Raw genomic sequence first — 24,720 nt, forward strand, 5'->3', positions numbered from 1 at the left:
CACTTAAGCCAGTAGCATGACGAAAATAGCAGCGCGCCAAGTGTAATTAACTTGTTACATAGCACTTTTACGTCGCACTTCGTCATTCTCTTTATCTGCAAGAATCATAAAAAATGCGCCAAGGAACAAGTCCATTAGCGCATCTACTTTCGGCTATTTGAATCGTTTAATCATATGATATTCAATAGCATCTACTCTTTAGACTTATCTTTAGATGACCGAGATACCCTATCATCAACATCGGCGAACTGGCCTTTTAATGCGTCGCGGCCTTCCTTGGTAAACAGCTTGCCTGAAAACTGCTTAAGTTCGATCAACAATTCCTGATGCACTTTAGACAATTTAGGCCTTTGCTCTTCCCTAAACACAATCGGCCGACACAGCGCCATGGCTTGATATCCAAGGCGCGCCGTTAGCATACCGCCGCCTAAACCTTGGGCCAAGCGAGCAGACAATTTACCTGTCATTTCAACCGATAACAGCTGTGTTCCTAAATCAGTAACTAACTCACTGGTGCCCGCATAAATAATATTGATGATGATACTGCGGATAAGTTTAATCCGGCTCCAATAACCTAGCTCTATACCATAACAGCGGGCGACATCACGCAGCATACGTTGATTACGCCAAAGGATGATGGCCATATCGAGCACAGCTAACGGACTGGCCGCCAGTAGCACTGCCGACTCAGCCGCATAACGTCGCACGACTTTTTTGGCCAGTTCATCTCGCTCCGTAAGCACTAAGTCCTCGAATAACAAGACTTTCTCGGCATCATTATGTTCATCTTTTAATGAGCGGCGAAGTTGCTGCAAACCTTGGCTGTCGCCATAGTGGCACACTATGTTATCGATAAAACTGTCTGCCTCACCCATTTGCATGCTCTGCGCAAGCCTTGCACCCGTTTCTTGAGTATCGGCGACCTGTTTGAGTCGCTTCAGTTTGCGGTACTCACTAAACGCCCCCGCCAATGCCCACGCACTGACGACCCCAAGCACCACACCATAAAAACTAAACAACCAAGGGCTCTCAAGCCAAGCATCCCTCAATCCTAATCCTGTTTGAACTACTACAAGCAGCAATAAACTCGTTACCGCCAGACGAGCGAGCCAAGACCAACGGCGTGATTTTACAAGTTGAGGCGATACCGATTTAGCATCGATCATTTTTGGATGGGATGACAGCGTTTCATCCATCAATTCCTCAATATCAGCAGCCACTTCTTGCACTGGCGTATGCGGATCAAAGGCTTTCGCCCCTTTGAGCTCCTCTTTGCAGGGTTTGAGCTCCACGACTTCTGGGTCAAACAGCTGCTGCTTTTTCAGCGGCTTATGTTCAACTGAGTGTGCAAATGAGTTCGCAGAAGAATTAGAAGCCTGCTCGTTAGCGTTATCCGATAGCTTTAGCGTCATTCCAACTTATCTCCCAGTAAGTACTGCAGCAAATGATCGAGACGAATATGGTCAAAGTGCACTTGAGATGGGTCAACATTGGCATTGCTCGGCGGTGCAAAGCCGACAAAGTTAAACCCTTGTTCACGCCAAAAATCGGGCTCAGGTAAGCGAGTGGGCACTTCGCCTGGAAACAAGGTCAGGGCTTTACCGTTGAGTCCCATCCCCTGCACGACTTCCACCTCGCCCTCTTGGGTCGTTACCATGCCATGGCGAGTCGCTTTAATGGCGCTAATCGCCATAGTCTCCACTTTACAACCATCGAAACTGGCAAAATGCTGACTGTGTTTCAGCATATCGGTCAGCAGGGACAAAACATGGCTCTGCTGATCGCGGGTCACATGGTCAACCTTGCTCGCGGCAAACAATAAACGGTCGATGCGGGGGGCAAATAACCGCCGTAAATAACTCGATTGGCCAAACTGAAAGCTTTCCATAATGGCATTGAGCGCCGCGCCCATATCCTCAAATTGCTTTTTACCGCGATTCAACGCACTAAAACAGTCAACAAGTACTAACTGCCGATCAAAACCGGCAAAGTGGTTTTTATAGAAAGGCTTAACCACTTTAGCCACATATTCTTGATAACGTTTTTCAAGTACATGGAATCCACTGTGTTTATCGCTTTGCGAAAGCTCAGCAAACTTTTCATCATTAACCAATAAAAGGGGGAAAAAAGCCAATAAAGGAGCCCCCTGCCATTCACCCGGCAATAACATGCGCCCAGGTTGCGCTTGGTAATAACCTTGCACATGCACTAAATCATTGAGTAATAGCTGATATTGATCGGCAATCTGCTTTAATTGCTGCTCATCGGCGCTGGCGGCTAAATCCAATGAAATCAAAGATTGTTCAAACTCAGCATACAAAGGCGAGCTTTTAAGATTCTCGATGCGAACTTGTTGAGCACGGCACCAAGTAACAAAGTCTTGGCGCAACATAGGTAAATCGAGTAACCATTCGCCAGGATAATCGACTATGTCCAAATACAAGGTGGCGGTATCAGAAAACTTGGCCAGTAAGCCCTTCTTAGGCTGGTATTTAATCGCCAAGCGTAACTCAGAAATAGTACGGGTAGAGGCTGGCCAAGTCGCAGGTTCGGAAGTGAGCGCTAACATGGCGCCTTGATAATCAAAACTGGCGATTTCAAGATCCGGCTGCATGGCACGCTTAACACCGAGTAAACGCTGATCGCGGCTCACTTGCCACAGTGGCAAAGCACTGTTGTTGCGGGCGTGGGGTAAGGTTGAGACAGGTCCAGAATTGAGTAACTGATTGACTAACCCTGTGATAAACGCCGTTTTTCCTGCACCAGAAAGCCCAGTCACGGCCAAACGTAAATGCCGGTCCGCGGTGCGATGTAACAGGGATTGGCCCTTTTGGGTTAATTTATGGAGCGAGGCATCAAGCATTCCCATAGAGACTTCCCTTATGTCGAATGATGTTAACTTATGTCAAGTGATGTTGACTATACACTGGAATGGAGCAGAGATTAAGCAACAAGGGCGGACATGGCCGCCCTTTAGAAGGGTTACAAACTATTGATTTGTCTTTTTAAATCAAAGTTGTCAGAGGTGACATGGCGTTCTAAATTTTGTAGCCTGACTTCCAGACTTCGAAATTGATGACTCACGTCGCTTAGCGCTTGCTTTGCGGGTTCTCCCGACTGCCACGGCTTCTTCTTCACCTCAATATCGTCCCTATCGTACGACTTCTGTGGCTTGATGTCTAAAATCACCCATAAAGCGACATAGATGATAAATACCACACCTGAGCCGCCGAGTAAGAAGATAGACACAGTCAGCACTCGCACTAACCAAGTTTCAATCGCAAAGTACTCGGCAATCCCTGCACATACACCCGCTATTTTGCCTGACTGGGGAATGCGGTACAAAGTACGGCCATTAGATCCTCTCATGTTTCCCCCTCCATTCGGGCGATTCTGTATCCAGAATGGCCTCTAAGGTCTCGATACGCGCCGCCATTTTATCGGCCTTGGATATCAAATCATTGAGTTGTGAAAACTCTTCCTCAGTGAGTCCCTGGCTCACTTGTCGCTTACTGCGATAATGAAGAACTAACCATATTGGCGCGACTATCACCATGAAAATAATAATCGGCGCCATTAGCACGTCCATATCCATAACTCACCTCTGAATTGTTATTCTTTTGACTTAGTTGGCGCTTTACCTTTTACCTTGGCTTTGAGCGCTGCCAGTTCTGCATTCACAGAATCTTCCGCTTCTAGCGCCGCAAACTCATCGGCTAAGGTCTTCTTGCTGCCAAGATCGTAAGATTCAACTTGGGCTTCTAAGCCTTCGACACGGCGCTCATATTGCTCAAACTTGAGCATAGCATTGTCGATCTTGCTTGAATCTAGCTGCTTTTTCACTTCTAAGCGTGATGACGCTGTTTGAGTGCGCAAAATAATGGTCTTTTGACGCGCTTTTGCATCGAGCAGCTTTTCTTGCAACATGCCCACTTCATCTTTCAAGCGTGCGATATGTTCATCGATGACGGCTAACTCTTGAATCAGCGTATCTGCTAAACCGGTCGCTTTTTGTTTTTCAACTAAAGCGGCTTTCGCTAAGTCTTCACGGTCTTTGGACAGTGCCAGTTCAGCCTTATCTTGCCAATCTTGCACTTGCTCTAACACGCGGTTGATACGACGTTGCAGCTCTTTCTTTTCAGCTAATACTTTAGCTGAGGTAGAACGCACTTCAACGAGTGTGTCTTCCATTTCTTGGATAATCAGTCGAACCATTTTTTCTGGGTCTTCGGCTTTATCCAGCAATGCGCTGATATTAGAGTTAATGATATCGGCGAAACGAGAGAAAATTCCCATAATCCTATCCTCAAATTGATGTTGGTCTCGTACAAGGTAATACACTAACCGTGCCAACTTTAATTTCTTATTTAAATACAGCCATTTAAACAAAATATTAACTTTTACTTCCTTTTACGCTTCAAGCCACTTATTATCATTTTCACCAAATTTTAGCGCGAAAGACTAAAAAATATCGTGGATAATAAATTTCAGCAAGACAACCTTATCGGTCAATCCAACGCCCTACTCGAAGTGTTAGAACATGTGTCGCAAATAGCGCCTCTGTCTAAACCCGTACTGATTATTGGTGAACGTGGTACAGGTAAAGAGCTTATTGCCGAACGCTTACATTATCTGTCTAAGCGCTGGGATCAAAGTTTTATTAAGCTAAACTGTTCATCTTTGAGTGAAAATTTACTCGAGAGTGAATTATTTGGCCATGAGTCAGGAGCCTTTACTGGCGCCAAAGGCAAACACGAAGGCCGCTTTGAGCGCGCCGACGGTGGCACCTTATTTCTTGACGAATTAGCCAACACCTCAGGACTTATCCAAGAAAAGCTCCTGCGTGTCATTGAATATGGCGAATTTGAGCGGGTCGGCGGCAGCAAAACGGTGCAGGCTGATGTTCGTTTAATCTGCGCCGCCAACGAAGATTTACCATCACTTGCTGACGCAGGCGAATTTCGTGCCGACTTGCTCGATAGACTCGCCTTCGATGTAATTACTCTGCCACCACTGCGTTGCCGCCCAGAAGACATCATGACGCTGGCGGAATATTTCGCCGTTGGCATGGCGCGCCAATTAAAGCTGCAGCTATTCAGCGGTTTCAGCGCCCATGCGGTCGAGCAATTAATGACCCACGACTGGCCGGGTAATATCCGTGAACTTAAAAACGTGGTCGAGCGCAGCGTTTACCGTAATGGTGGTGAAAATAGGCCCATCGATCATATTACCCTCGATCCCTTTGCTTCACCGTATCGGCCTAAAACTCGGATCAAGACCCGCGAACGTCAAATCACCTCAGTTGCGCCAACAACAGTTGCCAGTACGCCACAATCTGCGCCGATATTTGAGGCTGAAGTACAAGTCAATACTGAGTATTCAACAAATTGCTTTAATTTTCCGTTAGATTTTAAAGAGCAAACGGAGCAGTACGAAATGGATCTGATCCAGCAGGCACTCTCAAACAGCCAATATAACCAAAAGAAAACCGCCGACATGCTCGGATTAAGCTACCACCAACTGCGTGGCATCCTTAAAAAGTACAATTTACTTGATAAAGCATAAGCAGATTGCCCACGGGGGAGATGCACTGCTAAAATAGCCGTTCATAGTCGATAAAATAATGATTTATAAATGAGTGTGCTAATTAGACGCCTGTGCCTAACAACTGCAGTTTCTTGCATGAGTTGGTTGTTGGTCGCGTGTGGCCCCCAACAACTCCCTTCTGGTTTGGTGTATTGCTCCGAAGGGAACCCTGAGTCTTTTAATCCACAATTGGTGACATCTGGCACGACAATCGATGCCACCTCGCATCAAATTTATAGTCGCCTAGTGGATTATGACACCCAGTCAGGCAAGCTTGTCCCTGCCTTGGCGACGAGTTGGGCCATGTCTGATGATGGCTTAAGCTATCGTTTCACTCTCAGGGAAAACGTGCAGTTCCAGCATTCAAAACGTTTTTACCCAACTCGCCCCTTTAATGCCGACGATGTGTTGTTCTCCTTTAATCGTATTATCGATACCCAGCATCCTTATCATTTTGTCTCCCGCACGGGTTATCCCTTCTTCCAAAGTATTGGCTTTTCTCAGCAAGTTAAAGGGATAGAGAAGATAAACGATCATGAAGTGGTCTTTTACTTAACCCGCAAAGACGCTTCTTTTCTGTCGAATTTAGCCACCGACTTTGCGGTGATCTTATCAAACGAATACGCGCAGCAGCAGTTAGCTTTAGGTCATCCTGAAAACGTCGACCACTTTGCCATTGGTACAGGACCGTTCACCTTAGTGCAATACGCTAAAAACGAATATATCCGCTATCGCCGTAATCCCGATTTTTGGGGAGAGCCAGCAAAAATCGATATGCTGGTATTTGATATCACGCCCAAAAGTACAGTTAGGCTCGCTAAGCTTATCGCGGGGGATTGCAGCGTTTCTGCGCTGCCCAAAGCAGGTGAACTGCCTGTTATCAAACAGCATCAAGAATTAAACATCGAATCACAACCAGGTCTTAACGTAGCATTCTGGGCCTTTAATACGCAAAAGCCACCGTTAGATGATGTTCGCGTACGTCGTGCACTTGCCTATGCTGTTGATAAACAAAATATCCTGCGAGCGGTTTATCAAAATACTGCCATTGAAGCCACCGGCGTTCTGCCGCCAGCATCATGGGCCTACGAAAATAACAAAGGACTTGTCGATTACAATCCGCAAAAAGCACGTGACCTATTAAAAGAAGCCGGTATAAAAAATCTCAGCATCAATATTTGGGCCATACCGGTTGCCCGCGCTTATAACCCCAATTCGTTGAAAACGGCCGAATTAATTCAATCCGATTTAGCAAACATCGGCGTAAAAGTGAATATCGTCAGTTACGATTGGAGCGTATTTAATCAGAGACTGAGCCGCGACGACTATGATTCTGTGCTGATTGGCTGGAATGCTGATAACAGCGATCCCGATAACTTTTTTAATCCGCTGCTGAGCTGCGCAGCAATGCAATCAAACAACAATCGTTCTCGCTGGTGTAACCCTGAGTTTGATGCAATCTTAAACAGCGCAAGGGAAGTATCAGATCAAGCGGAACGTAAAGTGATTTATCAACAAGCAGAAGCCTTTTTAGCTGAACAAGTACCTATGCTGAGTCTGGCCCATGCCAAACGTGTAGCGTTAACTCGCAGTGATATCAAGGATATGCAGCTTACGCCTTTTGGTGGGATTTCCTTCACCCATACTAGCCAAGCACCACAGGAGGCGAATTAATGTTTACATACCTACTGCGTCGCCTCAATTTATTTCTTGCTACTTCGTTAGTCATGGTGGGTGTCTTATTTTACGCTACAGGCTTGTTTCCAGTTGAGCGCACCTATGCACTCACTGGCATACATACACCGACGGCGACCCAACTGGTTCAAATAGAACAAGACTACAAATTAGATAAAAACCAAGCGTGGCAATTTATCGCTTACCTACAACAAAGGCTTAGCGGTAATTTAGGGATTTCAGTCACGTCACATCAAGAAGTCGCCGAAGAACTCAGTGCCGTCCTGCCCGCCTCCTTCGAACTTGCTGTGATGGCGGGCATTATCGCAATTTGCTTGGGCGTGCCCTTGGGCGTGCTCGCCTCCCAGAGTCAACATAAGCTTACCCAAAATACCATTATGGCAATTACCCTAACGGGCTACTCTGTACCCGTATTCTGGTTAGGTCTGTATCTTTCGCTTTGGTTTGGCGTCGATCTTGGTTGGTTACCAATTTCGGGACAAATCAATTTGCTCTATGAAAACAAGCCCGTCACTGGCTTTATGCTAGTGGATACCTTGTTGTCAGAGTCTGAATACGGCATGTCGGCATTTAAAGATGCCCTGCTGCATATCATTTTGCCTGCCACAACACTGGCCGTATTACCTTTTACTGTAGTGGTTCGTAGCACCCGTTCGGCAATGGTGAATGTGATGAATCAAACCTTCATTCGCGCCGCCGAAGCCAGAGGCATGCATACTGGCACGATTATACTACGCCACGCCCTGCCCAATGCGCTGATCCCCGTACTTAAACATTTAGGGCTAATGCTTGGCTCATTTGCCAGTTATGCCATAGTGGTTGAAATGATTTTCTCTTGGCCTGGTGTAGGATCTTGGCTGGTTTCAGGGATTTACCAACGGGACTATACTGTTATCCAAGGTGGGATTTTGGCCGTTGCCCTATTGATTATCTTCCTAAGTATCTTGATTGAAGTGCTGCACACAGCCTTTAATCCACTGAGCAGAAAAGACCTTTATGCCACCAGTTAAAATTTATCAAGAAGATCAAATTGCCTCTCCGACTATGCGGGTTTGGCTTAACTTTTCGGCTAATCCTTTCGCCTTAGCGGGTCTATGGACGATTGCATTTCTGCTCTTGCTAACCCTGTTTGGCCCTATGATTGCGCCCTTCCCACCAGAGGCACAAGATCCAAGAGCCTTGCTGTTGCCACCCTCTTGGGACCCTTCAGGCACAGTGGCGCACTTTTTAGGGACTGACGATCTCGGCCGCGATATTTTCAGCCGATTATTACACGGCGCGCACTTGACCTTTGGCATGGCGCTACTGATCGTCGTTACCGCATTATTCACAGGCTTTATCATAGGGTCATTGTCGGGCATGATGCGGGGCTTAAAATCCAGTATTCTTGGTCATTTGCTCGATGCGCTGTTATCTATTCCCTCGCTATTAATGGCGATTTTAGTGGTTGCTGTTATGGGACCAGGGCTTGAAAATGTGTTCTGGGCCGTCGGGATAGCCTTAACCCCACAATTTGTGCGCTCCATACACCAGTCAGTGCATGAAGAATTACAAAAAGAATATGTCACAGCCGCGCGTTTAGACGGCGCTAACTCGATGCAAATTTTTTGGTATGTCATTATGCCAAACGTGTGGGAAGTGGTGATTATTCAAACCACACTTGCCATTTCAGCAGCTATTTTAGATATCGCTGCCTTGGGTTTTTTAAGCTTGGGCGCGCAGGCGCCGAGTCCAGAATGGGGCGCAATGGTCGCCCAAGGGATGGATAATTTACTAACCGCGCCTTGGGCCGTGACTATCCCAGGCTTAGCGATTCTTTTCAGTGTGCTTTCCATTAACTTGGTTGGCGATGGCCTACGGTCGGCGCTTGCGCCCATCAGAAACTAACTTATGCCCTTACTCGACGTACGAAATCTAACGATTGAACTCGATACGCCCCACGGTAGAGTGCGGGCGCTAGAAAAAGTCAGCTTAACGCTCAATGCGGGCGAAATTCATGGGCTAGTCGGTGAATCTGGCTCAGGACGAAGTTTGTTAGCCAGAGCGATTTTAGGCATCCCCGGACCCAACTGGACTATTACTGCAGACCGCATGATGTGGGATGGCAATAACTTGATGGCCATGAGCTCAAAAGAGCGCCGTAATCTGATGGGGTCAGACATGGCGATGATCTTCCAAGATCCGTCTGGCAGCTTAGATCCAGCACAAACCGTCGGCAGTCAGTTAATGCAAGCTATGCCTAAAAATCCTAGCGCCTATTTTTGGCAACGGCGCAGGCATGCAAGACTTACAGCACAGAAATGGCTGCATAAAGTCGGGATCAAGAATCCGCGGCAGGTGATGTCTAGCTACGCATGGGAATTATCCGAAGGCGAATGCCAAAAGGTGATGATTGCGATGGCGGTTGCTAACCAGCCTCGCCTATTGATTGCAGACGAACCCACAAGCTCGATGGAGCTCAGCACTCAGGCGCAAATTTTCAGATTATTATCCCAATTAAATCAATTACAAAACGTATCGATTCTATTGATCAGCCACGAGCTGGAAACCTTAGCCCAATGGTGTGATCACTTATCCGTGCTCTATTGCGGTCAAGTCATGGAATCTGGGCCGACGGACGAAGTGATTAAGCAGCCTTATCATCCTTACACTAAGGCGTTACTCGAAAATATGCCCGACTATTCAGGCTCAGGTGGTCACAAGGCGATTATGCCTACCCTACCGGGTTCTGCGCCCGCCTTACAGCATTTGCCAATTGGTTGTCGTTTAGGGCCACGCTGCCCTGAAGCACAAAAAAAATGCGTTAATCAGCCAAATTTGAGTCATATCAAAGACCGCTATTTTGCCTGTCATTTCCCTTATCACGGCGAAACCCATAATGACGACCCCACTGCTTAAAGTTAATGACCTTTATAAAAGATATGATACTGGTTATAAGGGCTTTTCCCGCCAATATAACGATGCATTAGCGCCCGTATCCTTTGAACTCGAACGCGGTGAAACCTTAGCGATAGTGGGTGAAGCGGGTTCAGGTAAAAGTACCCTCGCCCGCATTTTAGTCGGTGCAGAGCCCCGCAGCGGTGGTGAGATTTTTTTCGAAGGTGAAGCCTTAGATAGCCGCAATGTGAAGCAAAGATGCCGCTTAATTCGGATGATTTTCCAAGATCCGAATACTTCACTGAACCCGCGCCTAACGATTGGTCAATTGCTCGATGAGCCGCTGCGTTTCAACACCCAAATGTCTGCGCAATCGCGGCACACCCAAGTGGTCGATACCTTACGAAAAGTAGGTTTATTACCTGAGCATGCGGAGTTTTATCCGCACATGATTTCCGAAGGGCAAAAACAACGAGTCGCAGTAGCACGAGCCTTAATGCTCAATCCTAAAATTATCATTGCCGATGAAGCCTTAACCGCTCTGGACCTTTCGGTGCGTTCGCAAATTCTTAATTTGCTGTTAAAACTGCAAAAAGATCTCGGCTTGTCTTATATCTTCGTGTCCCATAATCTCAATATTATTCGCCATGTCAGCGATAAAATTATGGTACTGCACAAAGGTGTAATGGTTGAAAAAGCTGATACAGAACAAATATTTAACTCACCAAAACATGAATACACCCAGAGGTTGGTCCAAGAGCAGAGTCTGTTTGTTCATAAACGCTAAACTGCTCCAACCACTTAAATAATCAGGTGAATTGGCTAAAAATAGGTGCCATTTACCCGCCGAAATATTTATCCTATTGGTCATTTTGATAGAAGAAGCTTAAATATGATTATCAAACCAAAAATTCGTGGATTCATTTGTACCACTACACACCCTGTCGGTTGTGAAGTAAACGTTCAAGAACAAATCACCTTAACTAAAGCAAAAGGCAAGATTGCTAACGGCCCGAAAAAGGTATTAGTGGTCGGTTCATCAAGTGGTTATGGTCTGTCTTCACGTATCGCAGCCGCTTTTGGTAGCGATGCCGCAACGATTGGCGTGTTCTTCGAAAAGCCAGGTACTGAAGCGAAACCAGGTACTGCAGGTTGGTACAACTCTGCCGCTTTCGACAAATTTGCTAAAGCGGAAGGTTTATATTCTAAAAGCATTAACGGCGATGCCTTTAGCCATGAAGCTAAACAAAAAGTCATCGAGCTTATCAAGCAAGATCTTGGTGAAATTGACATGGTTGTTTACTCACTGGCATCACCAGTGCGCAAACTCCCTGATTCAGGTGAGCTTATCCGATCAGCTTTAAAACCCATTGGTGAAACTTACACAGCGACTGCCGTTGATACCAATAAAGACTGCATCATTGAAGCCACCGTTGAACCAGCAACTGAGCAAGAAATTGCCGATACTGTCACTGTTATGGGCGGCGAAGATTGGGAACTGTGGATTAAAGCCTTATCTGAAGCCGGTGTATTAGCCAATAACTGCAAAACCGTAGCCTATAGCTATATAGGTACTGAACTGACGTGGCCAATTTACTGGCACGGCGCCCTTGGCAAGGCCAAGATGGATCTGGACCGCGCAGCAAAAGCGTTAAATGAACAACTATCAGCCACTGGCGGCAGCGCAAATGTTGCAGTGCTAAAGAGCGTTGTGACTCAAGCGAGTTCGGCCATTCCTGTCATGCCTTTATATATCGCTATGGTATTCAAGAAAATGCGTCAGGAGGGTCTCCATGAAGGTTGTATGGAGCAAATCTATCGCTTATTCAGTGAGCGTCTATTCCGTGCCGATGGTGCAAAACCTGAGACCGACAGTGATAATCGCTTACGTTTAGATGACTGGGAACTGCGTGAAGATATTCAGCAACACTGCCGTAATTTGTGGCCACAAGTGACCACAGAAAACTTATCAGAATTGACTGATTACCGTGAATACAAAGCTGAATTTATTAAGTTATTTGGTTTTGGTATCGAAGGCATTGATTACGATGCCGACGTTAACCCATACGTTGAATTTGACGTTATCGAACTCTAATCAACTCGATAGCGAATCACTGCTTATCACAAACGTTAAACGCCACTTTTTAGTGGCGTTTTTATTTATAACTCCCAGATTAAGATGCGCTACACTAGCTGCAGTTGACCCCTAATAATCCCTCAATAAGGAAAATCAATGAAAATTAGCGCAAGAAACACCCTCAGCGGTACAATCAAATCCATAGAAATGGGCGCTGTAAACAATGAAGTGACAATCGAACTTGCACCCGGTGTCGTACTGACCTCTGTGGTGACTAAAGCTTCCTGTGAGCGCCTAGGGCTCAAAGTGGGTGATTCGGCTTATGCCCTCATCAAAGCCAGCAGCGTAATGATTGGCGTTGATGATTAACCATTCAATTCAGTAACGTGGCGATTGAAGTAATGGAATATGGGGTCTGACAGTGTCGCGATAGCGGATATCCTTCGAACTTCATTGGTAAACTTTATCGAATTAAAAAACAAAAAGGCCAAGTGAACTCACTTGGCCTTTTCTATTTAATCAGTCGGATAGTAAATTTAACTCGCTATCCTCACTGAAATTATTCTTCTACAGGATAAAGCACCTTGGCATTGGCTTTAAGCGAATCGATCAAGCCACGGTAGTCTGCTTCACTGTATTGTGCGTTCAGACGTTGTTTAAGTGCATTAACTAGCTCATCACTCACGCCTTCTGCAGCATTGACTTTATCCAGTGCAACCACAGCATAACCGTTTGCTAAACCGACGGTATCGACAACAGGAGTTGTACTTGGTGTTGGCATTTGGAACGCTTTGCCTACAATCGCAGCATCAACGTCTTGCGCGCCACGGCCTAGTTTCGCTTTAGACACTAAACCAAGATCAGTTGCACCCGCTTTAACTTGTGCCATCAATTCCTGTGCTTTTGCACGGGCGGCTTCGTTTGCTTGATCTTGCTTCAAGCGCTCAGTGATGTTGGCTTTCACTTCAGCTAAGGCCAAAGTACCCGCATCGTGATGTTCTTTCACTCGGATAACAACCACATGGTTAGGTTCAAGCTCAATCACTTCACTGTTTAAACCTTTCAGCATTACAGTTTCAGAGAAGGCTGCTTTAACTAAGTCAGGCTTGTTTAGCTCAGCAGGTGCGTTATCGCGAGAAAACAGTGCTGTAGTCTTAACATCAACGCCAACAGCTTTTGCGGTTTCAGATAGTGTATCTGGCACTTCATAGCTGGTATCCGCTAATTTACTTTGTAAGCTATAGAACTGGTCAACCGCTTTCTTATCTTGCAATTGAGCCACTATCTTAGCTTTCACATCAGCAAACGGTACAGTCGCGCCAGATTGCACATCTAATAGCTTGATAATGTGGAAACCAAAGTCTGTTTTAACCACCGCAGAATGTTGGCCTTTATTTAATGCAAATAAAGCGGCATCAAATGCGGGGTCCATTACACCAGGTTCAAACCAATCCAGTTTACCGCCCTGCTCTGCACTCAAAGTATCATCAGAGTTAGCTTTAGCCAGATCAGCAAAATCGGCACCGCTATCTAATTGCTTAGCGAGATCTTCAGCCTTGGCTTTTGCTGCCGCTTCATCGTTACCTGGCATAACCAAAATATGCGCGGCAAGACGCTTCTCGTTAGAAACATATTGTGCTTTATGTTCTTCGTAATACGTTTGTGCTTCTTCATCAGAAACTGGATTATTTTTAGCAAAATCAGCAGCATTCAGTTCAACATATTCTAGGCTCACCATCTCAGGGCTCATAAACTGCCCTTGGTTTGCGTCGTAATAGTTTTTCACTTGCTCGTCAGTCACAACCGCTGTCGCTAAGAATGGTGCAGAATCGACAATAACATAGCGCACATCACGGGTTTGGCCTTGTAACTCAGCCAATTGCTTAGCTTCGCCAGGTAACACAAATTCAGTACCCACAAGGGCTGCAGTTAACTGACGACGGGTCATATCGACACGCATCATGTCTCTGAAAGTCTGTGGCTGATAACCTAACTGACGCAGAATCGCCTGATAACGATCGTTATCAAATTTGCCATCAGTTTGAAATGCCGGTTCAGCTCTCATTGCAGCAACAATTTGCTCGTCAGATACACGTAGACCCATAGCCTTAGCAGCTTGATCTATCAACTTGTCAGCCACTAAGCGTTCTAATACGCTCTGCTTAATGCTTTGTAAGTATTTTTCGTCAGCAGATAACGCAGCAAACATTTCACCTAGCTGTTGCTCCATGCGAGAGCGCTCGCTCTGGTACGCCTGTTCTAGCTCGGCTTTAGTGATCTTGTCACCGTTCACTTCTGCCGCAGGCACATCAGTTGTTGAACCTAAGTAACTACTGACTCCTGCAAATGCAAAAGATAAAATCACAAGTACGAGAATGCCTTTAGCAATCACGCCTTGCGAACCATCGCGGATCTTTTCTAACATCAGATTTCTCGCTTGTTGCGATTAACAAAATAAAAAGGCGCATCAGGTTGAGATGCGCCTTTCTGTAATTTATGGGGAATATTCAGACGCTACCACTGGTAAATTCTAAAACCCCGAGTAATGGTAGAAATTAAGCTTCATATTCCATTACTTTCAATTCGTAAAAAGCACTGATAAACAGTGCTTGTCATTACGAACGCCTTACAAAGGCTACGATATTAATGATTAATTAACAGCGTCTTTCAGTGCTTTACCAGCTTTGAATGCAGGAATTTTAGCTGCTGCGATTTTGATTTCTTCACCCGTTTGTGGGTTGCGACCAGTACGCTCAGCGCGTTCACGCACTTCAAAAGTACCAAAACCAACAAGAGAAATTTTATCACCTTCTTTCAGACCTTCGGTCACAGCAGCGATAAAAGAATCCAGTGCTCGGCCAGCAGCGGCTTTAGAAATGTCAGCACCAGATGCGATTTTCTCGATTAGTTCAGATTTGTTCATGTCATCCCCTTGAATGTAATTTTTTTGCGCCGCAACCAAATCCGTCTCTAGAGCGGTCTGCGGAGGCTTTTATAACAAGCTTGAATTCAAAGTTCAAGCTGAGTTCGAAAACCAAAGAATTAAAACTGGATACAGCTCAAAGCCAGTTGCGCCAAGGGCTTGGAGCAGCTGGCTCTCCACAGACCTAGGCTACCACAGGTCTGCGCTTTGTTAAGCCCCTTTTTTCATTTTTTTTAACGTGATAGCGCAATTTCTTGCGTTATGCCAAGTTTTTAACCACTTCGAAGCCTTCAACTGGTCTTTCTAGGGCCAGTTTTAACACTTCATCGACCCAACGCACGGGACGAATTTCTAAATCGGCAATCACATTGGCAGGAATTTCTTCCAAATCGCGCTCATTTTCTTTTGGAATAAGCACCAATTTTATGCCGCCGCGGTGAGCTGCTAGCAGTTTTTCTTTCAAACCACCGATAGGTAACACTTCACCACGTAAGGTTATTTCACCAGTCATGGCCACATCGGCACGCACTGGGTTACCCGTTAAGCTGGATACTAACGCGGTACACATAGCCGCACCAGCAGATGGACCATCTTTGGGTGTCGCACCTTCTGGCACATGCACGTGGATATCACGCTTCTCGTAGAAATCCGCATTGATACCTAATTGTTCCGCACGGGCGCGAACAACTGTCATCGCTGCTTGAATCGACTCTTGCATCACGTCACCAAGAGAACCAGTATAGGTTAACTTCCCTTTACCTGGTACTGAGGTTGCTTCAATCGTCAGTAAGTCACCGCCCACTTGAGTCCAAGCTAAGCCAGTCACTTGACCGATTTGGTTCTTAGACTCGGCTTTGCCGTAATCAAAGCGCTGCACGCCAAGGAAAGACTTGAGATTCTCTTGGTTAACAGTCACAGACTTGACCGACTTATCGAGCAAAATCATTTTCACGACTTTACGGCAAATCTTAGACAATTCACGCTCGAGTGAACGCACACCCGCTTCACGGGTGTAATAACGGATAATGCCAACGATAGCACTATCATCGACTTTAATTTCAGTGGCTTTTAAACCATTGCGCTCGATTTGCTTATTCAGCAAATGTTGCTTAGCAATATTCAGCTTCTCGTCTTCGGTGTAACCCGATAAACGAATGACTTCCATACGGTCAAGTAGTGGCCCAGGAATATCCATGGAGTTTGACGTTGCAACAAACATCACATCGGATAGGTCGTAATCGACTTCGAGGTAATGATCGTTAAAGGTCGCATTTTGCTCAGGATCTAACACTTCTAATAAAGCAGAAGCCGGATCTCCGCGCATATCAGAACTCATCTTGTCGATTTCATCGAGCAAGAATAACGGGTTTTTCACGCCGACTTTAGCCATCTTTTGAATGACTTTACCCGGCATAGACCCAATGTAAGTACGGCGGTGACCACGGATTTCCGCTTCATCACGCACGCCACCGAGGGCAACACGCACATACTTACGACCGGTCGCCTTAGCGATCGATTGACCTAGCGAGGTTTTACCCACACCTGGTGGCCCCACTAAACACAGGATTGGCCCTTTAAGCTGACGCACTCGGCTTTGGACTGCCAAATATTCCAAGATACGTTCTTTGACTTTTTCAAGACCAAAATGATCGGTATCGAGTACTTCTTGGGCTTTGGCTAAATCACGTTTGATTTTAGAGCGTTGGCTCCAAGGCACAGCCGTCATCCAATCGACATAACTGCGAACAACCGTCGCTTCAGCCGACATTGGTGACATCATGCGTAACTTGTTAAGCTCGGCGAGGGCTTTCTCTTTCGCCTCAGCGGGCATATTAGCCTCTTCAATCTTACGATTTAAGGCTTCAAATTCGTCATGGCCTTCATCTAAGTCACCCAGTTCTTTCTGGATGGCTTTCATCTGTTCGTTCAGATAGTACTCACGCTGACTCTTTTCCATCTGTTTTTTAACGCGAGTCCGGATACGTTTCTCAACCTGTAATAGGTCGATCTCCGATTCCATCATCGCCATTAGATATTCCAGACGTTCGCCGACGTTGACCATCTCAAGCACAGATTGCTTATCTTCAAGCTTAAGTGGCATGTGTGCGGCCATAGTATCGGCCAGACGCGCCGCTTCATCGATACCCGATAAAGAGGTCAAGACTTCTGGCGGGATCTTTTTGTTCAGCTTGATATAACCTTCAAACTGGCCAATAGCACTGCGCACTAACACTTCTTCTTCTTTGTCTTCCAGCGGTTCTGATTCCAGATACTCAGCCTTAGCCACAAAAAATTCTGTTTCTTGGGTATAACGGGTAATACGGGCGCGACGACCGCCTTCAACCAGCACTTTGACTGTACCGTCTGGCAGCTTAAGTAACTGTAAAATAGAGGCAACCGTACCCACTTCGAAGATATCATCTTTTGATGGTTCATCGAGCTCGGCATCACGCTGCGCCACTAAAATAATTTGCTTATCCTGCGCCATTGCCGTTTCGAGACATCGAATAGATTTTTCTCGTCCGACAAATAACGGAATTACCATATGGGGATAGACCACCACATCTCGCAGTGGCAGCACGGGGAGTTCGATATGCGCTTCACGCTCTTGGGTCATAGTTCGATTCCGTTTTGGTGAAATGGATTAATACTGGAGTATATTGGGACGCTTTATGGAGTTTCAATGGCTAATACGAAAAAAGGAGTCCATTGGACTCCTTGTTTTTCAGTTTATTAGCGATCAGTACAATTATTGTTCGCCTGATGCCACTTGGGCCTCATTGTGCTCGTAAATCAAGATTGGGGCAGATTCCCCTTTCACTACTGATTCATCCACAACGGCCTTCACCACACCGTCAACGGATGGGATATCGTACATAGTATCCAGCAGAATACTTTCAACGATGGAGCGTAGGCCACGGGCACCTGTCTTGCGAGACATGGCTTTATGAGCAATCGCTTTAAGCGCATCTTCGCGGAACTCAAGCTCTACCCCTTCCATCTCAAATAACGCACTGTATTGCTTAGTTAGGGCATTTTTAGGTTGAGATAGAATTTGTACTAAAGCTTCTTCATCCAGCTCAGTCAGAGTCGCAACCACTGGTAGACGACCGATAAATTCAGGGATTAAACCGTATTTGACTAAATCGCCAGGTTCTACTTGTGATAAGGTTTCAGAGATCGTCGCCTTCTCTTTCTCGCCTTTCACCTGTGCACCAAAACCAATACCCGAGCCAACGTGCGCACGTTGCTCAATCACTTTTTCAAGCCCTGCAAACGCACCACCACAGATAAACAGGATCTTAGAAGTATCGACTTGTAAGAATTCTTGCTGTGGATGCTTACGGCCACCTTGTGGTGGAACCGCGGCAACAGTACCTTCAATCAGCTTAAGCAGTGCTTGCTGTACACCCTCACCCGATACGTCACGGGTGATTGATGGATTGTCTGACTTACGGCTAATTTTATCGATTTCATCGATATAAACGATACCACGCTGCGCTTTCTCAACATCGTAGTCGCACTTTTGCAGCAACTTTTGAATGATGTTTTCAACGTCTTCACCCACATAACCCGCTTCAGTCAGCGTAGTAGCATCTGCCATAGTGAAAGGCACATTGAGTGAGCGCGCAAGGGTTTCAGCCAGTAGGGTTTTACCGCTACCCGTTGGACCGATAAGCAAAATATTACTCTTGCCCAGCTCGATACCATCTTTAGGCGATGCATTTTTTAAACGCTTATAGTGGTTATACACTGCCACAGAAAGCACTTTTTTCGCTCTGTCTTGGCCAATAACATAATCGTCTAAATGTGCACGCAACTCATGTGGTGTCGGTAATTTATCGCTATCACGCTTTGGAGAGATTTCTTTAATCTCTTCACGAATGATGTCGTTACATAACTCAACACATTCGTCGCATACATACACTGATGGGCCAGCAATGAGTTTTCTGACTTCATGCTGGCTCTTTCCGCAAAAAGAGCAGTACAGCAATTTACCGCTGTCACCATTATTTTTGTTGTCGCCCATTAATTACCTCATTTGCAGTCTGCTCTACTGCCTGTCTTAAATTTGCTTAACTTTTACAAAGCATAGCTCAGTCAAAAGCAAAAATCAGCCGCGTTTCGTCATCACAGAGTCAACTAAGCCATATTCGACGGCTTGAGTTGCACTCATGAAGTTGTCACGATCGGTATCGCGTTCAATCACTTCGAGCGGTTGACCTGTGTGTTCAGCGAGCATTAGGTTAAGCTTATTTTTAATGCCTAAGATTTCTTTGGCATGAATAGCAATATCTGATGCTTGACCTTGGAAACCACCCAGCGGTTGATGGATCATCACGCGAGAGTTTGGTAAACAGTGACGCTTACCCTTCTCACCACCAGCTAACAAGAAAGCGCCCATACTAGCGGCTTGGCCGATACAGACAGTGCTAACATTCGGTTTGATAAACTGCATTGTATCATAAATCGCCATGCCTGCGGTGACAGAGCCACCTGGGGAGTTAATGTATAAAAAGATATCTTTATCTGGGCTTTCTGATTCTAAGAATAATAATTGCGCCACGATAAGGTTTGCCATGTGTTCTTCAACTTGACCTACCAAAAAGATAATCCGCTCTTTCAACAAACGAGAATAAATATCGTATGAGCGTTCACCCTTAGCAGTCTGTTCGATCACCATAGGCACTAAAGCACTTTGTATGTCTGACGCATTATGCATTATTCACTTCCCTAAATAAAAATGGCTCGCATGAGGAGCCTCATACGAGCCATTATAAATGGCGAACAGCTAATCAAGTCAAGCTTAGCTTATGCGCGACCGGTAGCCTTGTTCATAAATTCTTCAAAAGCGACTTGTTTTTCGGTCACTTTGGCAGATTTCAACAGTGCTTCAACCGCTTGCTCTTCTAAAGCAACGTTGCGCATGTTTTGCATCAGCTCTTTGTTGCTGTTGTAATAAGCAACCACTTCACTTGGATCTTCATAGGCTGAAGCCATAGAAGCGATCAAGCCTTGTACGCGTTCATCTTCCGCTTTCAGTTCGTTCGTCTTGATGACTTCGCCTAATAGCAGACCGATTTTAACACGACGTGCAGCTTGTTCAGTGAACAATTCAGCTGGCAGTTCTGGCATGTTAGCCGATTGGCCGCCAAAACGTTGCATGGCTTGTTGACGCAGAACGTTAACTTCGCCATCGATCAATGCTTTTGGCAAAGTGATATCGTTGTTAGCTAACAGACCATTGATCACTTGCTCTTTCACGTTAGCTTTTAACGCTTGCTCAAGTTCACGGTTCATGTTTTTACGGATTTCAGTTTTAAGGGCTTCTAAGCCACCTTCACTGATACCGAACAAAGCAGCAAACTCATCGTTTACTTCTGGCAGGTTAGCCGCTTGCACTTCAGTCAGCGTAATCGCAAACTTAGCCGCTTTACCTTTCAGGTTTTCAGCGTGATATTCTTCAGGGAAGTTCACGTCGATAACAAATTCTTCGCCCGCTTTGTGACCTAAGATACCCGCTTCAAAACCAGGGATCATACGGCCGCTACCTAATTGCAGTTCGAAATCATCAGCTTTGCCGCCTTCAAATTCTTCACCGTCAACTGAACCAACAAAGTTCATTTTCACTTTGTCGCCATCAGCAGCTTCACGCTCAACAGCAGCGAAAGTCGCGTGTTGTTTACGTAAGGTTTCAATCATAGTGTCAACGTCAGCGTCAGTCACTTCAGCTTTTGGCTGTTCTACTTCGATTGCATCTAAGCCTTTCAGCTCAACTTCTGGATAGATTTCAAAGGTAGCGATAAATTCGAATTTTTCGCCATCAGTAGAACCAGGAACAAAAGTCGGTGCACCCGCTGGGTTTAACTTCTCAGCAATAATTGCTTCGATGAAGTTACGTTGCATCACTTCACCCATGATGTCTTGACGAATCGCTGCGCCGTAACGTTTGTTTATAACAGTAACAGGCACTTTACCAGGACGGAAACCTGGGATACGAGCACGCTTAGCTTCACGTTGTAAACTGTCTTTAACCAGCTTTTCAATTTGTTCAGCAGGAACAGAAATGGTCAGGCGACGCTCTAGGCCTTGGGTTGCTTCAACAGAAACTTGCATTGTTTTACCTCGAAATTTGTCTAACGTCCTTTGTAATAGCCGATTCATCAACTATTCAGGTATTCGTTTCTTGATCATTAAATTTGACTACAATGCCCACCACAACTGGCTTTAGGCACAGGTCGCTCATAGTTGATATCTATCAAGACGCGACATTATAGCCACCGTTTTCTGCAGAGTCGAGCCTCAACAGCCGAATCTGGGGTATAAAAAAAGCGACACAAGGTCGCTTTTTTTAATTTGTACTCAAAGTACTAAAAATGGGGTGACTGATGGGGCTCGAACCCACGACAACCGGAATCACAATCCGGGACTCTACCAACTGAGCTACAATCACCACTGAAACTGGTACGCCCGGCAGGATTCGAACCTGCGACCACCCGCTTAGAAGGCGGGTGCTCTATCCAACTGAGCTACGGGCGCATGGTTTACAGAATCATCTGTATCCTAACCGATTTGGAAAGCATTTATGCTAACCCTATCATTCGCCTATTTGAGTTCAAATTATTTTTGAATTCATCGAAGCAAACGACAATAAAGTGGTCGGTGATAGAGGATTCGAACCTCTGACCCTCTGGTCCCAAACCAGATGCGCTACCGGACTGCGCTAATCACCGAAGGTCTTACATTTTACTTGGTATCAACTCAGAGGGTTCCCTCTGGTCCACTCTCATCCAAAATCTGGATGCACTATCGGACTGCGCCAATTACCTAAGGTCTTACATAACAGTTTCAGCGCAAGATGAACACATCTGCCTGAGAACGGAGCGCATCTTATCCCCTCACTTTACACCCGTCAACGATTTTTTTATCGTTCGACTCTAGGTGCTGAATTATCAGGCTAATCTGGTTTTTTTTATCCACTTGGCAACGGCTTTAACCATGACACAGTAGCTGTGCCCTGTTAAAATAGCCACGATTGCCAATCTCTGTGTTAACTAGTGTTTTCACCATCGCCCATATAAAGGATATCCTACACCCATGACAGCCCAAATAATCGACGGCAAGGCGATTGCTCAATCCATCCGCACTAAGCTCAGCGAAAAAGTCACCGCCCGCAAAGAGGCTGGACAACGCGTACCGGGTTTAGCCGTAATATTAGTGGGAGCCGATCCGGCATCACAAGTTTATGTTGGGAGTAAACGTAAGGCTTGTGAAGAAGTTGGATTTATTTCTCGTTCATACGATTTAGAAACAAACTGCACTGAAGATGAATTACTCAACCTGATTGATAGTCTTAATGATGATCCGACAATTGATGGCATCTTAGTGCAACTGCCATTACCCGCACATATCGAAGACTCAAAAGTCATCGAGCGTATCCGCCCAGATAAAGACGTCGATGGATTTCACCCGTACAACGTCGGCCGTTTAGCCCAGCGTATTCCGGTGCTGCGCTCTTGCACCCCAATGGGCATAATGACACTCATCAAATCCACCGGCGTTGATACCTATGGTTTAGATGCTGTTGTGGTTGGCGCATCGAATATTGTCGGCCGCCCAATGACCTTAGAGTTGCTGCTTGCTGGCTGCACCACCACTACTTGCCACCGCTTCACTAAGAATCTCGAACAAAAAATCCGTCAGGCAGATCTCGTGGTCGTTGCAGTGGGTAAACCTGGCTTTATTCCTGGCGAGTGGATCAAGCCTGGCGCGATTGTAATAGATGTGGGTATTAACCGTTTAGATAACGGCACCTTAGTCGGCGATGTGCAATATGACATTGCTGCGCAAAATGCCAGCTTTATCACTCCAGTCCCCGGCGGTGTTGGCCCGATGACGATTGCAAGCCTATTAGAAAACACTTTATATGCCGCCGAGCAGTATCATGACTAGGTTCTAGGTTCTAGGTTCTAGGTTCTAGGTTCTAGGTTCTAGGTTCTAGGTTCTAGGTTCTAGGTTCTAGGTTCTAGGTTCTAGGTTCTAGGTTCTAGGTTCTAGGTTCTAGGTTCTAGCAAGCATAAAAAAACCTGCATGATGCAGGTTTTTTATTTACTGAAGATTTTCTTGAATTAAAAATATAGCGAATAAGCTTATTTCTTACGCCAAGTGGTGCCACTTGGACCATCTTCAAGCACAACGCCCAAAATATCTAAACGATTACGCGCCACATCCGCAGCAGCCCAATCCTTTTCGGTACGAGCACGGTTACGCTCAACGATTAAGGCTTCGATTTCGGCCACTTCATCGTCACTACCGCCGCCTTGAAAGAAGGCCTCTGGCTCTTGGCTTAATAGACCTAACACATCCGCTAATTGCTTCAAGGTGACCGCTAATGCCGATGCCTGTGCCATATCGGTCAGTTTTAAACGATTGATCTCACGCACCATGTCAAAAAGGACTGAATAGGCTTCAGGTGTATTAAAGTCATCATCCATCGCCGCTTTAAATTTCGCGACAAACTCTTCTGCAGGCGCCGCAACGACAGTTAAGTCGACATCTTTAATCGCCGTATACAAACGCTCTAAAGCTGAGCGAGCTTGTTTCAAGTTATCTTCTGAATAGTTCAGTTGGCTACGATAATGGCCAGATAATAAGAAATAACGCACAGTTTCAGCATCATAGTGACCAAGTACATCGCGAATAGTGAAGAAGTTGCCTAAGGACTTAGACATCTTTTCACGGTCAACCATCACCATGCCAGTGTGCATCCAATAGTTGACGTATGGCGTGTCATGGGCACAGCAAGACTGAGCGATTTCATTCTCATGATGTGGGAACTGTAAGTCAGAGCCGCCGCCATGGATATCAAAATGCAAACCTAAATGTTTGCTGTTCATGGCCGAACATTCGATATGCCAGCCAGGACGACCCGGTCCCCATGGAGATTCCCACGTTGGTTCGCCAGGTTTAGACATTTTCCACAACACAAAATCCATTGGATTTTGCTTGGTTTCGTCCACTTCAACCCGAGCACCGGCTTGCAGTTGATCTAAATTCTGGCCCGATAAACGGCCATAATCAGGATATGAGGCCACGCTGAAAAGCACATCACCATCGCTCGCCACATAGGCATGACCACGGGCGAGTAATAACTCAACCATGTCGATGATTTCAGCAATGTGAAGGGTCGCGCGCGGTTCAAAATCGGGGCGCAACATATTTAAGGCATCGAAGTCTTGGTGCATTTCACCAATAAGACGCTCGGTTAAGGCTTCACAGCTTTCGTTATTCTCGTTAGCGCGCTTGATGATTTTGTCATCAACATCAGTAATATTGCGCTGAAAATTCACTTCATAACCCGCGTAACGCAGGTAGCGCACTATCATGTCGAAAGAAACAAAAGTACGGCCATGACCAATATGACAGAGATCGTATATGGTCACACCACACACGTACATCCCAATTTTCCCGGGATTAATTGGCTTAAATTCCTGTTTTTGGCGGGTAATACTGTTGTAAATCTTCAACATCGATATTCTCTTCAATGATACATTCAGGTGTA

At 45.8% G+C, this 24,720-nt stretch carries 21 protein-coding genes and 3 tRNA genes; 9 read left to right on the forward strand and 15 right to left on the reverse strand.

What is annotated here, in order from left to right:
* Positions 1-191: 191 nt before the first annotated feature.
* From L5L91_RS01645 to pspA, 5 genes are all read right to left on the reverse strand, one after another.
* Positions 192-1,412, reverse strand: a complete 1,221-nt coding sequence (locus tag L5L91_RS01645; protein ID WP_263235539.1) for a YcjF family protein — start codon at positions 1,410-1,412, stop codon at positions 192-194.
* Positions 1,409-2,869 (reverse strand): YcjX family protein, encoded by a 1,461-nt coding sequence (locus tag L5L91_RS01650; RefSeq protein ID WP_263235540.1) that lies wholly within the window; start codon positions 2,867-2,869, stop codon positions 1,409-1,411. Before L5L91_RS01650 ends, L5L91_RS01645 begins: the two co-directional genes overlap by 4 nt.
* A 113-nt stretch (positions 2,870-2,982) precedes the next feature.
* Complete coding sequence (gene pspC / locus L5L91_RS01655; protein ID WP_263163250.1) at positions 2,983-3,369, reverse strand: envelope stress response membrane protein PspC; 387 nt, start codon at positions 3,367-3,369, stop codon at positions 2,983-2,985.
* Positions 3,356-3,595 (reverse strand): envelope stress response membrane protein PspB, encoded by a 240-nt coding sequence (pspB, locus tag L5L91_RS01660; RefSeq protein ID WP_006081138.1) that lies wholly within the window; start codon positions 3,593-3,595, stop codon positions 3,356-3,358. Before pspB ends, pspC begins: the two co-directional genes overlap by 14 nt.
* A gap of 17 nt (positions 3,596-3,612) precedes the next feature.
* Positions 3,613-4,296, reverse strand: coding sequence for a phage shock protein PspA (pspA, locus tag L5L91_RS01665; protein WP_263163252.1), 684 nt, complete (start codon positions 4,294-4,296; stop codon positions 3,613-3,615).
* A gap of 177 nt (positions 4,297-4,473) precedes the next feature.
* Here pspA and pspF point away from each other — a divergent pair, with 177 nt between their 5' ends.
* The 8 genes from pspF (at position 4,474) to L5L91_RS01705 (ending at position 12,604) form a co-directional block, all read left to right on the forward strand.
* A complete protein-coding gene (pspF, locus tag L5L91_RS01670; protein ID WP_219250257.1) occupies positions 4,474-5,565 on the forward strand; it encodes a phage shock protein operon transcriptional activator in 1,092 nt (363 codons plus the stop codon).
* Positions 5,566-5,634: 69 nt separating this feature from the next.
* Positions 5,635-7,260, forward strand: coding sequence for an ABC transporter substrate-binding protein (locus L5L91_RS01675; RefSeq protein ID WP_219252878.1), 1,626 nt, complete (start codon positions 5,635-5,637; stop codon positions 7,258-7,260).
* Complete coding sequence (locus tag L5L91_RS01680) at positions 7,260-8,291, forward strand: ABC transporter permease (RefSeq protein ID WP_263235541.1); 1,032 nt, start codon at positions 7,260-7,262, stop codon at positions 8,289-8,291. The genes L5L91_RS01675 and L5L91_RS01680 overlap by 1 nt, the downstream gene beginning before the upstream one ends.
* A complete protein-coding gene (locus L5L91_RS01685; protein ID WP_006081133.1) occupies positions 8,278-9,168 on the forward strand; it encodes an ABC transporter permease subunit in 891 nt (296 codons plus the stop codon). Before L5L91_RS01680 ends, L5L91_RS01685 begins: the two co-directional genes overlap by 14 nt.
* A gap of 3 nt (positions 9,169-9,171) precedes the next feature.
* Positions 9,172-10,179 (forward strand): oligopeptide/dipeptide ABC transporter ATP-binding protein, encoded by a 1,008-nt coding sequence (locus tag L5L91_RS01690; protein ID WP_028760462.1) that lies wholly within the window; start codon positions 9,172-9,174, stop codon positions 10,177-10,179.
* Positions 10,160-10,945, forward strand: a complete 786-nt coding sequence (locus tag L5L91_RS01695; protein ID WP_105252932.1) for an ATP-binding cassette domain-containing protein — start codon at positions 10,160-10,162, stop codon at positions 10,943-10,945. Before L5L91_RS01690 ends, L5L91_RS01695 begins: the two co-directional genes overlap by 20 nt.
* Before the next feature lie 105 nt (positions 10,946-11,050).
* Entirely contained in the window at positions 11,051-12,253 is a 1,203-nt protein-coding gene (gene fabV, locus L5L91_RS01700) for an enoyl-ACP reductase FabV (RefSeq protein WP_131525078.1), read from the forward strand.
* 138 nt (positions 12,254-12,391) lie between these two features.
* Complete coding sequence (locus tag L5L91_RS01705) at positions 12,392-12,604, forward strand: molybdopterin-binding protein (protein ID WP_006085368.1); 213 nt, start codon at positions 12,392-12,394, stop codon at positions 12,602-12,604.
* A 190-nt stretch (positions 12,605-12,794) separates the two neighbouring features.
* Here L5L91_RS01705 and L5L91_RS01710 read toward each other — a convergent pair whose 3' ends face one another.
* The 9 genes from L5L91_RS01710 to L5L91_RS01750 all read right to left on the reverse strand — a co-directional run bounded on the left by L5L91_RS01710 (position 12,795) and on the right by L5L91_RS01750 (position 21,892).
* Positions 12,795-14,660, reverse strand: coding sequence for a SurA N-terminal domain-containing protein (locus tag L5L91_RS01710; RefSeq protein WP_028760465.1), 1,866 nt, complete (start codon positions 14,658-14,660; stop codon positions 12,795-12,797).
* Positions 14,661-14,885: 225 nt separating this feature from the next.
* Complete coding sequence (gene hupB, locus L5L91_RS01715; protein ID WP_006081127.1) at positions 14,886-15,158, reverse strand: nucleoid-associated protein HU-beta; 273 nt, start codon at positions 15,156-15,158, stop codon at positions 14,886-14,888.
* A 259-nt stretch (positions 15,159-15,417) separates the two neighbouring features.
* On the reverse strand, positions 15,418-17,775 hold the full coding sequence (gene lon, locus L5L91_RS01720; protein ID WP_105252934.1) for an endopeptidase La: 2,358 nt from the start codon (positions 17,773-17,775) through the stop codon (positions 15,418-15,420).
* Positions 17,776-17,907: 132 nt separating this feature from the next.
* Positions 17,908-19,188 carry an ATP-dependent protease ATP-binding subunit ClpX gene (clpX, locus tag L5L91_RS01725; protein WP_028760467.1) on the reverse strand — a complete coding sequence of 427 codons (1,281 nt, stop codon included), beginning with the start codon at positions 19,186-19,188 and terminating at the stop codon, positions 17,908-17,910.
* An 84-nt stretch (positions 19,189-19,272) separates the two neighbouring features.
* Positions 19,273-19,881, reverse strand: coding sequence for an ATP-dependent Clp endopeptidase proteolytic subunit ClpP (clpP, locus tag L5L91_RS01730; RefSeq protein WP_063883148.1), 609 nt, complete (start codon positions 19,879-19,881; stop codon positions 19,273-19,275).
* An 89-nt stretch (positions 19,882-19,970) separates the two neighbouring features.
* Positions 19,971-21,275 (reverse strand): trigger factor, encoded by a 1,305-nt coding sequence (gene tig, locus L5L91_RS01735; protein WP_028760469.1) that lies wholly within the window; start codon positions 21,273-21,275, stop codon positions 19,971-19,973.
* 261 nt (positions 21,276-21,536) lie between these two features.
* Positions 21,537-21,612: transfer RNA gene (locus tag L5L91_RS01740), tRNA-His, on the reverse strand.
* Positions 21,613-21,621: 9 nt separating this feature from the next.
* Positions 21,622-21,698 (reverse strand) — tRNA-Arg (locus L5L91_RS01745).
* 117 nt (positions 21,699-21,815) lie between these two features.
* Positions 21,816-21,892, reverse strand: a tRNA-Pro gene (locus L5L91_RS01750).
* Between the two features lie 364 nt (positions 21,893-22,256).
* On the opposite strand from L5L91_RS01750, the gene folD reads away from it, so the two are divergent.
* Entirely contained in the window at positions 22,257-23,111 is an 855-nt protein-coding gene (folD, locus tag L5L91_RS01755) for a bifunctional methylenetetrahydrofolate dehydrogenase/methenyltetrahydrofolate cyclohydrolase FolD (protein WP_014610292.1), read from the forward strand.
* 197 nt (positions 23,112-23,308) lie between these two features.
* Here the strand turns inward: folD and cysS are convergent, their stop codons facing one another.
* A complete protein-coding gene (gene cysS / locus L5L91_RS01760) occupies positions 23,309-24,688 on the reverse strand; it encodes a cysteine--tRNA ligase (protein WP_263138180.1) in 1,380 nt (459 codons plus the stop codon).
* Positions 24,689-24,720 lie beyond the last annotated feature (32 nt).

This window comes from Shewanella sp. SM55, from assembly GCF_025654025.1.
Taxonomy (GTDB): domain Bacteria; phylum Pseudomonadota; class Gammaproteobacteria; order Enterobacterales; family Shewanellaceae; genus Shewanella; species Shewanella oncorhynchi.

Excerpts from the sequence above, each read along its gene's own strand:
- pspC (WP_263163250.1), bottom strand. The coding sequence starts at position 3,369 with ATGAGAGGATCTAATGGCCGTACTTTGTACCGCATTCCCCAGTCAGGC.
- pspA (WP_263163252.1), bottom strand. The coding sequence starts at position 4,296 with ATGGGAATTTTCTCTCGTTTCGCCGATATCATTAACTCTAATATCAGC.
- fabV (WP_131525078.1), top strand. The coding sequence starts at position 11,051 with ATGATTATCAAACCAAAAATTCGTGGATTCATTTGTACCACTACACAC.
- lon (WP_105252934.1), bottom strand. The coding sequence starts at position 17,775 with ATGACCCAAGAGCGTGAAGCGCATATCGAACTCCCCGTGCTGCCACTG.
- clpX (WP_028760467.1), bottom strand. The coding sequence starts at position 19,188 with ATGGGCGACAACAAAAATAATGGTGACAGCGGTAAATTGCTGTACTGC.
- clpP (WP_063883148.1), bottom strand. The coding sequence starts at position 19,881 with ATGCATAATGCGTCAGACATACAAAGTGCTTTAGTGCCTATGGTGATC.
- tig (WP_028760469.1), bottom strand. The coding sequence starts at position 21,275 with ATGCAAGTTTCTGTTGAAGCAACCCAAGGCCTAGAGCGTCGCCTGACC.
- L5L91_RS01710 (WP_028760465.1), bottom strand. The coding sequence starts at position 14,660 with ATGTTAGAAAAGATCCGCGATGGTTCGCAAGGCGTGATTGCTAAAGGC.
- L5L91_RS01680 (WP_263235541.1), top strand. The coding sequence starts at position 7,260 with ATGTTTACATACCTACTGCGTCGCCTCAATTTATTTCTTGCTACTTCG.
- L5L91_RS01685 (WP_006081133.1), top strand. The coding sequence starts at position 8,278 with ATGCCACCAGTTAAAATTTATCAAGAAGATCAAATTGCCTCTCCGACT.
- pspB (WP_006081138.1), bottom strand. The coding sequence starts at position 3,595 with ATGGATATGGACGTGCTAATGGCGCCGATTATTATTTTCATGGTGATA.
- folD (WP_014610292.1), top strand. The coding sequence starts at position 22,257 with ATGACAGCCCAAATAATCGACGGCAAGGCGATTGCTCAATCCATCCGC.
- L5L91_RS01645 (WP_263235539.1), bottom strand. The coding sequence starts at position 1,412 with ATGACGCTAAAGCTATCGGATAACGCTAACGAGCAGGCTTCTAATTCT.
- hupB (WP_006081127.1), bottom strand. The coding sequence starts at position 15,158 with ATGAACAAATCTGAACTAATCGAGAAAATCGCATCTGGTGCTGACATT.
- L5L91_RS01695 (WP_105252932.1), top strand. The coding sequence starts at position 10,160 with ATGACGACCCCACTGCTTAAAGTTAATGACCTTTATAAAAGATATGAT.
- L5L91_RS01690 (WP_028760462.1), top strand. The coding sequence starts at position 9,172 with ATGCCCTTACTCGACGTACGAAATCTAACGATTGAACTCGATACGCCC.
- L5L91_RS01650 (WP_263235540.1), bottom strand. The coding sequence starts at position 2,869 with ATGGGAATGCTTGATGCCTCGCTCCATAAATTAACCCAAAAGGGCCAA.
- L5L91_RS01675 (WP_219252878.1), top strand. The coding sequence starts at position 5,635 with ATGAGTGTGCTAATTAGACGCCTGTGCCTAACAACTGCAGTTTCTTGC.
- L5L91_RS01705 (WP_006085368.1), top strand. The coding sequence starts at position 12,392 with ATGAAAATTAGCGCAAGAAACACCCTCAGCGGTACAATCAAATCCATA.
- cysS (WP_263138180.1), bottom strand. The coding sequence starts at position 24,688 with ATGTTGAAGATTTACAACAGTATTACCCGCCAAAAACAGGAATTTAAG.